Origin of the sequence: Thermoanaerobacter ethanolicus JW 200 (assembly GCF_003722315.1) — a bacterium.
GTDB lineage: Bacteria > Bacillota > Thermoanaerobacteria > Thermoanaerobacterales > Thermoanaerobacteraceae > Thermoanaerobacter > Thermoanaerobacter ethanolicus.
The window spans coordinates 1,214,787-1,228,870 of record NZ_CP033580.1 but is presented as its reverse complement, the minus strand read 5'-3'; the positions used below and the strand labels follow the sequence as shown (position 1 = coordinate 1,228,870).

The window sequence follows — 14,084 nt, the reverse complement described above, 5'->3', positions numbered from 1 at the left end:
TTATACTCCCATAACTTCATAATAGTAATATACTCATAAATTGCGGACAAAATATAGCCATATACAACCCAATTTTCCCATCCAAAAAACCTAATTTCAGAAAGTACCTATTAATGAATACGACAATTGGTCTTAAGGGTAATTTCATTCTAATAAAAGATTTATCTTTGTAAAGTTTTATGTTAAAAAATCCCTTATGTTTATAGGTATTATTTTTTTCTAATAACATTTTGGCTTCTAATGTTGTATATTTATTAATTTTTTCAATATACCTTTCCACATTCATAAAAGTATTGTGTATTATATCATTTTTCAATTTTCCCACTTTATCGCTGGTTTATAATTAGTTTTTCATGTACTAAGTTACCCTCATCAAAATACCCAAGTCCATTTTTAAAAAGTCTTGGATATGGTATATCGGGATAAAATCCTCCATATTTTACCCATTTCCCAAACATTATATTTCTCCTAGGAATAAAAAAAGCATCATACTTCTCAGAAAAATTATAGATCATAAATTTAATTTCATTCGCCAGTTTCTCAGTTATTATATGATCTAATCCATTTATATCTTGCATTTTTTATGCCTACATTCCACTGTTTTGCATAACCTAGCCATTTGTTTTCTATTACTCGAGCACCTAATTCTTTCGCAATCTTAACCGTATTATCATTACTACCACCATCAACTACTATAATTTCATCAGCAACAAGTTTATGAGAGTTTATGAAACTAATTATATTTTATAAATTGCAATATTAAATGCAACACCTAATGAAAATCATGTAGATATAGGATTTGGAACAAATCATATATAACCTTAAGCCCATCTTAGTTAACAAATTGAGCGAAGGTCGTGATTTGTCAAGGGTTAAAGTCAGGCGAAGCCTGCCCCTTGACAAATCACGAACGAGCTCTAAACTTTATAAGGGATGGGCTTAACAGATTTTTGCCAGCTCTTCATAAAAGTATTCCTTAGGCGTTTTGTAATTTAACAATTTTCGTGGAAGGTTATTAAGCCAGTTTTCTACTCTCTTTATCGTATCTATAGATAAATCTTTAATACTTTTACCTTTAGGGATGAAACGTCGTATAAGACCGTTATGTCGTTCATTTGTAGCTCTTTCCCAAGATGAATATGGATGTGTATAATATACTTCTACGCCATATTCTAAAAGAGCACTTTCTAAATCACTAAACTCTGTACCATTATCAGATGTTATTGTTTTAAATACTTTGTTTAAATTGTCACCAAACATATCTTTTAATTTTGATAATGCATCTTTAACAGATTTATTGTCTTTTGCATCTAATAAGAATATTATTTCATGGCGAGTCTTACGCTCTATTAATGTTAAAAGGACCTTGTCATTAGATTTCTTGCCAATTAACGTATCTATTTCCCAATGCCCAAAAACTTCACGGCTTTCAACTTCTTTAGGCCTAAAATCAATACTTTTACCCATAATACGTTTATTTTTACGATTTTGTTTCTTCCTTGGTTTTAAACGTAGTTTTAAAGGTAAATCAATGTTTTTAACTTTTAATAATCCTCTATCTATATAGTTGTACAGTGTTTTAGTACAAACAATGGTTTTATTATTCCAGCTTGGGTCTTTTTTACAATAGCCTACAACTGCATCTGGTGACCATTTTTCATTTAATATTTTATTTTCAGCATATTTCAAGAAATCTTCTGCTTTAGCTACTTTAAATTTAGCTCCGCAATTTGAACGATTTTTTTCGTAGATAGCTTGACCGGTTTCAGGAAAATAGCTTGTATAAGAAGATAAATCACTTCTAAGTTGTGTAGTAGTTCCACGTTTAATTTCACGGCTTATAGTGCTTGGAGATCGATTAAGTTTTTTAGCAATATACCGAATACTTCTTCCTTCTTTGAGTAATGCATAGATCTCTCCTCGTTCATAGCTACTTAAGTGTTTAAAAGAACGATTTTTTGTGGTATCATTATTATGAACCATAGTGAAAATCCTCCTTGTATGATGTTTAGTTGACACCTATATCATACACGATTTTCACTATGGTTTCTATTTTTTTATCTGTTGCATTTAATTATACAACTAACCAACTAATTATATTTTTTTCTTCGTTCATTGCTATAGTCACAACACTTATACCGCTTTTGTATTCATTCATAATTCGGGCCTCCCATATTTAGTTAGTTATGTCAGATAAACCCCTCATTTTATTAGATATCAAACCTTAATCACTCCTGTAAGACGCATTAAACCTCTTGAAATAGATGTCGATGAATGTCCTGTGTGGTGCTCCTACCGACTATTTGCACAGCTTTGGTAAAGATACTGAAGACTATCAGAAATTACAGTATAAGATCTACAATCATCAATGGGTGCAAAGATTATCTTGGAAACAATGTTACATATAAGGATTATTTGATGTGACTACAACTTTTTTGAAAACTATCAGAAACTGCTCTGACTGATAATGCCTTTCTCCAAGTAATAGATGGCCCATTTCTTTACATAACATAAAACCTATAAAGCTTTCTTTTTATTTAGTTTTTATAACCAAACTTTTTAAAAGGACAGTTAAATTCTTATACACGTAGCACGAGTATTTTCAGCAATCTCAGTAGTAAAAGAACCTCATGTTTCGGTAAAACAGTAAAGTGTATAAACATTATTCTAATTTTGTTATCTCTATTCTACTATCCCGTAATTAAATAATTATATATCGATATTAATTTATCGACAGATTTTTTCCATGTATAATTTGATAAGATAAATCGCTGTAACTCATTAGGATTATAATTATAGTCATTTATTGCATTTATAATAGCTGTCTCAATGCTCTTTATGCTACTTGATTTACAATAATATGCATAATCACCAAAATATTCTCTTACTGGAGCGCAATCACCTACTACTATTTTTTTACCAAATATGCCAGCTTCCAAATTACTTAATCCGGGAGTCTCAATTTTACTTGGTAAAACATGTAACTCACAATTATAATACGCCGACTTTAAAATAGTAGAATCATGTTCAATAAATTTTATCCATAAAATTTTATCTGTGTTTTTTTCAATTAAAGTCATAATCTCTCGTTTATAATGGATATTTGAAGTTCTAATATCTCCAATCAAAACTAATTTTCTTTTTATTTTGTTATATATATTTAAATAAGCTCTAATTAAATTTAAAGAATTCTTTCTTTCATCAAGATAACCTACACACAATAAATAACCTCTATCAATATTATATTTTTTTATAAAAACATCTTCATCCTCTTTTTTGATATTACAAAAATTCTCATCCACTGCATTATAAACAACATGAATCTTTTTTGAATCAGCATTGAATAATTTTAAAAGTTGTTTCTTTTCTGATATACTATTGGTGATTATTGCATCTGCATGTAATAAAATCTTTCGTTTATATGAGAAATAATTAGGTATAAAACATAGCTTTGATAATTTCTTTGCAAAATAATATTTTAATAGATTTGGTACAAAATATGTAGGTAAAATAACTAACTTTAAATTTGGATATTTATTTTTCAATAATGGAATTAATTCAGCATACCAGTTTGAAAAACCATTAAAATGCAAAATGTCAATATCGTTTAAAAGATTTTGATTATAAAAATCTAAAAAGTCAACTTCAATCTTATTATATTCAAGATATTCTTTAAATTTTTTTAATTGAATTTCTAACCCCCCATAAGCTATTGAAAATGGCTTAGGACTTATAAATCTTACTTTCATTTGAAACTCCTTTCCTTTAATGCTTTAAATAATCTTTAAAATTCAATCATTTCTTTTCTTATAACTTTTAATAATCTATGTCTATTTGGACTTAAAAGATTAAAACTTTTTAGCTAAAAAACAAAGCGAATACACTCATTTATGTACTTTTCTCCATTGTAATTTACAATAATAATTCAGCTTTGAAATTATCTATATCAATCACTTCCTTTTGTCCAATAATTTGGATTCATACTTAATTTCTTTTTTAAAAACAATGGAATACTTTTATGTTTCAGCCCTAATCTATAACCTATAAATCTGCTTCCGTTTTCTGCAATGGCATACGGTATCCAAAAAAAATGTTTCTTTTCAATTAAATATTTTAGCTCATTTATTAAAAATCTGACACCTTCACTTTCAGCAGTTGCATATTTTAATATAAAATCATTTTCTATTAATGAAACGCCTATATCAAAATTCCGTTGAAATTGTTTTTTTAAGCCATAATTATGAGAATGCAATACTTCAGCAGTTGAAACATAAGCTATCTTGTATCCTCTTAAAATCAATTTTGAAGCTAGTATCATATCTTCATTTAATATCGTATTGTGGGGAAACTTTCCAACCTCATAAAATTCTTTTTTCTTAATTGCAGAACATACATTTGTGAAAAAAAATGTTTTAATACCCGTTGTTTTTATATCATCTTTTGATTTAATTTTATCCTCTGGTGGATAATTAAACAGTCTTGAAAACTTTTCTGTTGGAATTGCCTCATCTCTAGGGACCTGCCTACCATATGAAGCCGCAATCATAGGATCTTCCAGTGGTTTAATTAGGTTTTCTAAAAAATGTTCATTTGTTGGTAACGCGTCTTGTGTTAGAAATACTAATATATCTCCAACTGTATGTTCAACAGCTAAATTTCTTGTACCACCATGATTAAAGTCTTTTCTTTTAATTTCTATAACATTTGCTCCTGCTTTTCTAGCAATTTCGCGTGTATTATCATCAGATTCAGAATCTATTACTATAACTTCCAGCGGTTTTATTGTTTGATTCCATAATTTTTCTAATAATAGATTGATAACATTTTCGCAATTTAGCACAGGAATAATAACCGATATTTTCATTTCTTCTCACCTATTTCTTTTATCACTTTATAAATTTCTTTTGCTGTTTTTCTCCATGAAAAATTTTGAGCTTGTTTTAATCCTTTTTCGATCATTTCCTTCCGTAAATTTTCATTCGACAGCACTAAATCAATAGCTCTAGCTATTTCTTCTACATCAAAAGGTTTAACCATAATACCAGCATCGCCTACAACCTCTGGTAATGACGAAGTACTTGATGTTATTACTGGACATCCACAAGCCATAGCCTCTAAAGGTGGTAACCCAAAACCTTCGTACAAAGATGGATAAACCAAACATTTTGCAGCAGAGTACATATATGGTAAATCTTCTTGAGGAACATAATTAATAAACAAAACTCTGTCTGCCAAATTTAATTCTTTTGTCAATTTTTTTAAATAATTTCTATACTCGTCTTTGCCACCAGCAATGATTAATTTGATATTTTTATCTAATGTTAAAGTAATAGCTTTAATTAAATTATCGTAATTCTTATGAGGATAAGATGCACCAACAGCTAATATATAATCTTCTATCTTATATTTTCCATAAATATAACTTCTTGCATTATTTCTTGGAAAAAACAAATTCTTATCATATCCATTATATATCCTTGCAATTTTTTCCTCTTGCACGTTGAAATATTTTATTATATCACTTTTAGTACAGTCCGAAATAGTTATTATTTTTTTTGCTCTTCCAATTATTTGAGGTAATATAAATTTAAAATAATTTGTCTGCAATATTCTCTGTAAAGAATCCTTATAATTAAAATGAATTGGCAATAAATCATGAATAGTTATTACTTGGTTTTTATAAATCAACGGTCCATGATGAGTAGTAGAGTAAAGCAAATCAACTTTTTCTTCTTTTAGATCTTTTAACAACGAAGTATTTGTCCATATAAACCTATTAATTGCAGCTTGCTTGCCATATTTAGGCTGTGTCATTTCGGGTATTTTTTTTATTTTTATATTACCTTGCTCTGCAAAGTATTGTGGCACAGAAGTATAGATAACTAGCTCATCATTTTTATCAATAATTTGGCATAAATGATTTATCACGTTTAAAGTATATATTCCCAAGCCTGATGGCCTGTCATCAAGAATCGAAGCGTTTATGGCTATTCTCATTTGAAACCTCCACAACTTTTGGTATAGTAAAAATAAATCCTAATATAATCCAAAAATAAAGAAAAATTAAATCGGGTATTGATATTGTAAATGCAAATATTGCATTTAATAAAGAAAACAATAAGCCAATCATTATAAATTTTTCATCATTCCTAGCAACTTTAATATACTTCATCAAAATCTTTATCGCAATAATAATTATCATTGAAAATGAAATAAACCCCAGTATACCGGTATTCGATAATATTGTTGTTATCAAATCATATGTTCTATTTGAACCATATCCCACCCCAAAAACAGGATAATTAATGAATAAATTTAAACCATTTAAAAAACCTTGTAACCTTTCTTGCCCAGAAAGAGTATTAAACTTGTCAACTGTTAGTGAGGCAAGTGCATTAATTACATTAGCTAATCCAAATACAAATATATATATATTTAATGAAATAATACTCAGCCCTGTAATAATACCAACTGTTCTAATTATGTAATAAAGACTTTGTTGATATTTTCTTCCTCCTCTTATACTATGCAGAAAATTATATATAGTATAGATTGAAATAAAAAATAGTAAACCAATATAACCGGTAGAACTCGTAGTTAAAATAATTTCTGCAATAGTTAAATACAATAAAACAGTAACCATTTTTTTGCTAATTATGTTATTTTTACTTATTCTTACACTTAAAATTATTGGAATCATCATAAGCAAAAAAAACGCATACATAGAAGGTTCAGTTGCTATAGAACTAATTCTTTTTATATTTCCAACCATTTGGTTAAAGCCTTGGCTATATCCAATATTATTATTGAATAGCCAATACGGAAAATGTAACTTTAAGAGATAACACATTAATTGATATATACCATATACCAGCGCAAAAAAACAAGAATATAGTAATATTTTTATTAATTTCTTCACTTCGGATAAATTCCTCAACCCTAATACTATTAATATTGTTACAGTTAAATTTGTTAATAAATATAGCAATTGTGTAATATTCGTCCTGCTAAAGGAAAGTAATACGTCATATCCTTTTGGATTATGGACAGTTATATTTTTATCACTTAAAAACAACGGCATGAGAATACTGGACGCTGATACAACAAAGAAATTAATTAACAACATAATTATCATTTTTTGTTCCTTTACTATCGTAAATTTTTTCCCTCTAAGAATATTAATTATTTCATGTATAATCCACAATATTGCAAAAAAATAACCCGGTTGCACACCAAAATTTAAATTTTTAAAATTAATAACTGATGCCGCTTGAAAAGGCGAAAAAAATACCAACAATCCTAACAAATATGATGGATATGAAAAAAATACAAAAAAACCCATCGGTATTAAAATATATCCTAATGGTGTTATAATCACTTTACCTTCTACCACCTTACAATTATACTAAATTATGATTTCGTACAATTAGTTTCTCTTTCTCGCTTTTTCTCCCTTAGGTAAGAGAAAATAATTCAAACTCATCTCAATTTATATATATTTCTTCAACTCTTCTAATTTCTCTATCTTTAAAATGTCTTTTGCTAACTGAAGTAAAGTTTTATCATCCAATTTTGCAATACCTTCCAAATATTCTGCTGGAATATCTGTGAATTTTTCCTTGAGTTGCTCAAACACTACCATGCGTATTCCTTCTATTTTGCCTTCCATTCTCCCTTCCATTTTTCCTATTTTTAAGCCTTCCAACTTCCCTTTTTTAAGTCCTTCTTTTAATCCTTCTCTTCTCGTTTTCCTAAACTCTTCTCTTAAGCTTCGTTCTAAATTTGAAATCATCTCTTCCACCCCCTCACTTTGTACTAAAATTTCTTTTATCTCTTTTTCTTTATCCTCTGGTAAAAATCTCGATACAACTGAGAAAAGCCAATTTCTAAGTATTATGAATTCTTCTTCCGATATGTCCTTTAAAACATCTGCTAATTTCCCCAATTTTTCTGTCAGCTCTTCCTTGTCTATTTTTCTATCCAATAGAAATATACTGCTTATCAAATTTGACAGCTGTAAAAGTTCTTCTTCATTATATCTGTTTACGTCAATTAGAATATACTTGAAATCTATTATATTTTCGCCAAACAATTGGTATGAGTCTATCGTTTCCTTAAAGCTTAAAAAAGCAGTCCATTTATTGATTCCATTATACAATACAATTGGAATAATAGCCGGTAATTTAAAATCTTTTCTTTTTTGTTCTTTCAACGGTATATCTCTAAGGATTTCTCTCCAAACTTCAATTATATATAGAAGCAATCTGTAAGGCATTTGAAAATCGACTTTTGATTGCAATTCCATCAATATATAAAAGAAAACATCTTTATCTTTCAATTTCGCTCGATAAATCAGATCAGCTTCTTTATTTTTAAAATCCTGCAATATAAAAGATTTGTTTATGCGCATTACACTGGATTCATCTATTTCATTTACCCAATCCTTTTTGACAAAACTTCTTAAAAGCTGTATGAATACTTTTTTATGAGAAAGTAGGTATTTATAGCCTTTATCATGTTGATTGTTTAAAGTTTTTTTATTTTCACCATTCCCCATTATACTTCACCTATTATTATATCATTTTAAAGATTAAAAAAGCCAATGCTTCGCCTTGCGGGCGCAAGTGCTTAAAAAGCACCGCCTCCGCTTCTGTATCTATATTACCACCAATAGAACTTATGGGCGCCGAAACAGCCTCATAAGTCCTATCGGATCATGTCAAAATTTAGCGTGAACAATAATATATATTCGACGTAAATTTACATTTTCCTTCTTTTCCAAAGGAATTTTTTATAATTTTATAGAATGATATTCCATGAAAAGATTATAATAAACCTTTGAAGTCTGATATTATTCCTTCCTGATGCTGGATAACTTTCTTCTCATTACTCTTCAAATATTTTGTAATCTCCTTTTCCTATAAATACCACTAATGCTTTCTTTAAATTTTGTTTATCTTTAAATTGCATACTTTCACGGTATCTCTTTAATTGTTCTTTCCCTTTTTCTATTATCTCCCCAATATATTTTTCGTCACTTTTCTTTACATACTTTAGCTCTATCAACCATTCGTATTTTACATCTGGCATTCTTATGTCTTTTTCTAAATAAATATCTATATAACCTCCCTCTGTTTCTTTCTCACTTATAGGCTTGTATATGTTACTCATTGTCAAGTATGAAAAGAGTATTATTTTTATATATTTTTCATCAAATTTTATTGTATCTCTATTGGATAATACTTTTAGAACTTTTTCACTTATAAATTTTATAAAGTTCTTTATTTTTCCTTCAAATGCCATTTCCCATATGGCTTTTGCTATTTCCAGCATTTCATATTTTATGTTGTTTTCTTCCTTTAATTTTCTACCGAAGTACTCCCAATACATTGTTTTTATTACGTAATTAGGTATGCCAAGTTCTAAGATATTGTACCTGTAATCTTTTATTGTTAATAAGCCCATATAAAATAGAAGAGAAATAAAGTATTCTTCGTCGTACATTCTGTCAAATGAAAATTTTGTTACTATCTCCGCTACTATCCTTTCCTCTTTTATGATCCTCTCTAACAATGCCTTGTTCTCTTCATTCATTGTAAGCCTGTTTAACCTACCATAGTCTGTCTTTACATTGTCATCTATTAGATACTCTGGATATCCTCCTGTGTTTTTGTATTGTGCTAAAAAGTATAGTACCATGTCTGGATTGTATACCCTTGTCTTGGCATTTTTGTTGAATTTATAGCCATCGTATAATTCCCTTAAGTTATTTATTAAATTCTCTTTTTCCTCTATCCCTACTTCTTCTAGTATCTTCACCACTTCTTCTTCTGTAAATCCCAGCATCTCATTTAAGCTTAAATCCATTGTGACATTTAATGCTATGTTAAATCCACTCGTTAAGTCATCCAGCATTATCGGGGATATCCCTGTTATGAATATCCTGTCTATTACACTCTCTGTCCCTATCTTCAATGTCTCATAAAAGTCTCTTACAAAACCTGATGCCCTCACTATCTCTCTGTAAAATTCACTCTCACCCATCGCTATTATGTCATTGGCAAAATGGTCATATTCGTCTATTATTAGGTATATCTTTTTACCTACTTTTTTTACTTCATTTATTATCGTGATTATAACCGCATTTATATCAGTTATTTGGTCAATTTTCTTCCTTATTTCTTCCGTATTTTCTAATATACCCTCGTATCTGCCTAATAAAGCATTTATTGAATTTTTCACACTTAACAAAAAGGACTCTTTTAGTTGGTCTTTGTTTTCTGTGTTTAGGCCTGAAAAATTCAGTTTGAGTATCATATAACTGTTCTTTAGCTTTGTTGGATTCTTCCCTATATATAAGTCGCCAAATAGTTTCTCAAAGTCTTTCTCATTGTTTATGTCATAGTAGTTCTCTAATGTGGAAAGAAAGAGACTTTTCCCAAACCTCCTCGGCCTTATGAAAAACAGGTATTTGCTATTTAAGTTCTCTATCTTCTCTATATACATCGTTTTGTCTACATACAGGTATCCTTCTTCTCTCATCGCTCTGAAATTGGACATCCCATAGGGTATTTTCTTCATCTTTACCACCTCTTTCTTTTCTTTTTTACACTTCAATTACTTGGTATTCGTCCTTGCCTATGAATATGATTAGCGCCTGCTTTACATCTTTTCTCTCTTTTAGCCCTTTACTTTCTCTATACCTCTTAAGCTGCTTTATTCCTTCTTCTTTTATCTTGTCTACCTTGTCTTTCTCACTCTTCTTTACATACTTTAGCTCTATCAACCACTCGTATTTTATATCTGGTATCCTTATGTCCCTCTCCAAGTATATGTCTATATACCCTCCTTCTGTCTCCCTCTCACTTATTGGCCTATAGGCTTTACTGTTTACAAGATACGTAATTAATATCACTTTGATATATTTTTCATCAAAGTTTATTATATCCCTGTTCGAAAGCACCTTTAGCACATTCTGGCTTATATACTCTATATATGGTTTTATTCTCCCTTCATACGCCATCTCTTCTATGGTCTTCCTTAACTCATTTAGGTCAAGATTAATTTTGTATTCTTTCTTTAAATTCGTTTCTATATATTCCCACATTATTGTCTTGATTACATAATTGGGTATTTTTAAAAATAATCTCGTTTTTTCTTGCCTCTCTATCGTTAGTAACCCCATATAGAATAACAACGATATAAAGTATTCTTCGTCGTACATCCTGTCAAATGAAAATTTTGTTACTATCTCCGCTACTATCCCTTCCTCTTTTATGATTCTCTCTAATAATGCCCTGTTCTCTTCATTCATTGTAAGCCTGTTTAGTCTGCCATAGTCTGTCTTTACATTGTCGTCTATTAAATTTCTAGGCGGTTTTTTGTATCTTACTATGCTGTCAAGATAATACAATACCATGTCGGGATTGTATATCCTCTTCTCCGCTTCTGCACTAAATAAATAACCATCATATAATTCTTTTAATTCTTCTGATGATTTTTCTCTTTCTTTTTCCTCTATCCCTACTTCTTCTAGTATCTTCACCACTTCTTCTTCTGTAAATCCCAGCATCTCATTTAAGCTTAAATCCATTGTGACATTTAATGCTATGTTAAATCCACTCGTTAAGTCATCCAGCATTATCGGGGATATCCCTGTTATGAATATCCTGTCTATTACACTCTCTGTCCCTATCTTCAATGTCTCATAAAAGTCTCTTACAAAACCTGATGCCCTCACTATCTCTCTGTAAAATTCACTCTCACCCATCGCTATTATGTCATTGGCAAAATGGTCATATTCGTCTATTATTAGGTATATCTTTTTACCTACTTTTTTTACTTCATTTATTATCGTGATTATAACCGCATTTATATCAGTTATTTGGTCAATTTTCTTCCTTATTTCTTCCGTATTTTCTAATATACCCTCGTATCTGCCTAATAAAGCATTTATTGAATTTTTCACACTTAACAAAAAGGACTCTTTTAGTTGGTCTTTGTTTTCTGTGTTTAGGCCTGAAAAATTCAGTTTGAGTATCATATAACTGTTCTTTAGCTTTGTTGGATTCTTCCCTATATATAAGTCGCCAAATAGTTTCTCAAAGTCTTTCTCATTGTTTATGTCATAGTAGTTCTCTAATGTGGAAAGAAAGAGACTTTTCCCAAACCTCCTCGGCCTTATGAAAAACAGGTATTTGCTATTTAAGTTCTCTATCTTCTCTATATACATCGTTTTATCTACATACAGATATCCTTCTTCTCTCATCGCTCTGAAATTGGACATCCCATAGGGTATTTTCTTCATCTTTACCACCTCTTTCTTTTCTTTTTTACACTTCAATTACTTGGTATTCGTCCTTGCCTATGAATATGATTAGCGCCTGCTTTACATCTTTTCTCTCTTTTAGCCCTTTACTTTCTCTATACCTCTTAAGCTGCTTTATTCCTTCTTCTTTTATCTTGTCTACCTTGTCTTTCTCACTCTTCTTTACATATTTTAGCTCTATCAACCACTCGTATTTTATATCTGGTATCCTTATGTCCCTCTCCAAGTATATGTCTATATACCCTCCTTCTGTCTCCCTCTCACTTATTGGCCTATAGGCTTTACTGTTTACAAGATACGTAATTAATATCACTTTGATATATTTTTCATCAAAGTTTATTATGTCCCTGTTCGAAAGCACCTTTAGCACGTTCTGGCTTATATACTCTATATACGGTTTTATTCTCCCTTCATACGCCATCTCTTCTATGGTCTTCCTTAACTCATTTAGGTCAAGATTAATTTTGTATTCTTTCTTTAAATTCGTTTCTATATATTCCCACATTATTGTCTTGATTACGTAATTGGGTATTTTTAAAAATAATCTCGTTTTTTCTTGCCTCTCTATCGTGAGTAATCCCATATAGAATAGCAGTGATACAAAGTATTCTTCGTCGTACATCCTGTCAAATGAAAATTTTGTTACTATCTCCGCTACTATCCCTTCCTCTTTTATGATCCTCTCTAGCAATGCCTTGTTCTCTTCATTCATTGTAAGCCTGTTTAGTCTGCCATAGTCTGTCTTTACATTGTCGTCTATTAAATACTCTGGATATCCTCCTGTGTTTTTGTATTGTGCTAAAAAGTATAGTACCATGTCTGGATTGTATACCCTTGTCTTGGCATTTTTGTTGAATTTATAGCCATCGTATAATTCCCTTAAGTTATTTATTAAATTCTCTTTTTCCTCTATCCCTACTTCTTCTAGTATCTTCACCACTTCTTCTTCTGTAAATCCCAACATCTCATTTAAGCTTAAATCCATTGTGACATTTAATGCTATGTTAAATCCACTTGTTAAGTCGTCCAACATTATTGGAGATATCCCTGTTATGAATATCCTGTCTATTACGCTTTTTGTCCCTATCTTCAATGTCTCATAAAAGTCTCTTACAAAACCTGATGCCCTCACTATCTCTCTATAAAATTCACTGTCCCCCATCGCTATTATGTCATTGGCAAAATGGTCATATTCGTCTATTATTAGGTATATCTTTTTACCTACTTTCTCTACTTCCTCAATTAGCTGGTTTATTATTGATTTTATATCCGGCTTCTCTTTGATATGCTCTTTTATTTCGTTTATCTCTTTAAATATGCTGTGGTATTTGTTTAAAAAGCTGCTTATTGAATCAATTAGGTTTTGTTTAAAGGATTTTTCTAATCTTTCTCTATCGCCTGTATCTAATCCCGAAAAGTCAAGCTCTAATACCATATAACTGTTCTTTAGCTTTGTTGGGTTCTTCCCTATATATAAGTCACCAAACAGTTTCTCAAAATCTTTCTCATTGTTTATGTCATAGTAGTTCTCCAATGTGGAAAGAAAAAGACTTTTCCCAAACCTCCTCGGCCTTATGAAAAACAGGTATTTGCTATTTAAGTTCTCTATCTTCTCTATATACATCGTTTTGTCTACATACAGGTATCCTTCTTCTCTCATCGCTCTGAAATTGGACATCCCATAGGGTATTTTCTTCATCTCTACACCCTCCCTCTATTATCTTTTATTTTCTCTTAATATCTTAGTTTTTCTTTA

Annotated in this window: 11 protein-coding genes; all 11 read right to left on the bottom strand. The window is 30.1% G+C overall.

The window, feature by feature from the left end; translation table 11 throughout:
* Positions 1-326: 326 nt before the first annotated feature.
* Positions 327-578: a glycosyltransferase family protein gene (locus tag EB239_RS06045; RefSeq protein WP_003871365.1), complete on the bottom strand. Its 252-nt coding sequence runs from the start codon at positions 576-578 to the stop codon at positions 327-329.
* Positions 541-657, bottom strand: a complete 117-nt coding sequence (locus EB239_RS15220; RefSeq protein ID WP_404815211.1) for a hypothetical protein — start codon at positions 655-657, stop codon at positions 541-543. Before EB239_RS15220 ends, EB239_RS06045 begins: the two co-directional genes overlap by 38 nt.
* A 282-nt stretch (positions 658-939) precedes the next feature.
* The gene (locus EB239_RS06035) at positions 940-1,983 is read right to left on the bottom strand and encodes an IS30 family transposase (protein WP_003869295.1); all 1,044 of its coding nucleotides are present in this window, start codon (positions 1,981-1,983) and stop codon (positions 940-942) included.
* Positions 1,984-2,690: 707 nt separating this feature from the next.
* The gene (locus tag EB239_RS06030; RefSeq protein WP_003871352.1) at positions 2,691-3,749 is read right to left on the bottom strand and encodes a glycosyltransferase; all 1,059 of its coding nucleotides are present in this window, start codon (positions 3,747-3,749) and stop codon (positions 2,691-2,693) included.
* A gap of 197 nt (positions 3,750-3,946) precedes the next feature.
* The gene (locus EB239_RS06025) at positions 3,947-4,864 is read right to left on the bottom strand and encodes a glycosyltransferase family 2 protein (RefSeq protein ID WP_003871351.1); all 918 of its coding nucleotides are present in this window, start codon (positions 4,862-4,864) and stop codon (positions 3,947-3,949) included.
* Positions 4,861-5,997 (bottom strand): glycosyltransferase family 4 protein, encoded by a 1,137-nt coding sequence (locus tag EB239_RS06020; protein WP_003871350.1) that lies wholly within the window; start codon positions 5,995-5,997, stop codon positions 4,861-4,863. The genes EB239_RS06025 and EB239_RS06020 overlap by 4 nt, the downstream gene beginning before the upstream one ends.
* A complete protein-coding gene (locus EB239_RS06015) occupies positions 5,966-7,393 on the bottom strand; it encodes an O-antigen ligase family protein (protein WP_318261449.1) in 1,428 nt (475 codons plus the stop codon). The genes EB239_RS06020 and EB239_RS06015 overlap by 32 nt, the downstream gene beginning before the upstream one ends.
* A 96-nt stretch (positions 7,394-7,489) precedes the next feature.
* Entirely contained in the window at positions 7,490-8,557 is a 1,068-nt protein-coding gene (locus tag EB239_RS06010) for an Rpn family recombination-promoting nuclease/putative transposase (RefSeq protein ID WP_003871348.1), read from the bottom strand.
* Between the two features lie 329 nt (positions 8,558-8,886).
* Positions 8,887-10,581: an ATP-binding protein gene (locus EB239_RS06005; RefSeq protein ID WP_003871347.1), complete on the bottom strand. Its 1,695-nt coding sequence runs from the start codon at positions 10,579-10,581 to the stop codon at positions 8,887-8,889.
* Positions 10,582-10,606: 25 nt separating this feature from the next.
* Positions 10,607-12,307, bottom strand: coding sequence for an ATP-binding protein (locus tag EB239_RS06000; protein ID WP_129545108.1), 1,701 nt, complete (start codon positions 12,305-12,307; stop codon positions 10,607-10,609).
* 25 nt (positions 12,308-12,332) lie between these two features.
* On the bottom strand, positions 12,333-14,027 hold the full coding sequence (locus tag EB239_RS05995) for an ATP-binding protein (RefSeq protein ID WP_003871346.1): 1,695 nt from the start codon (positions 14,025-14,027) through the stop codon (positions 12,333-12,335).
* Positions 14,028-14,084 lie beyond the last annotated feature (57 nt).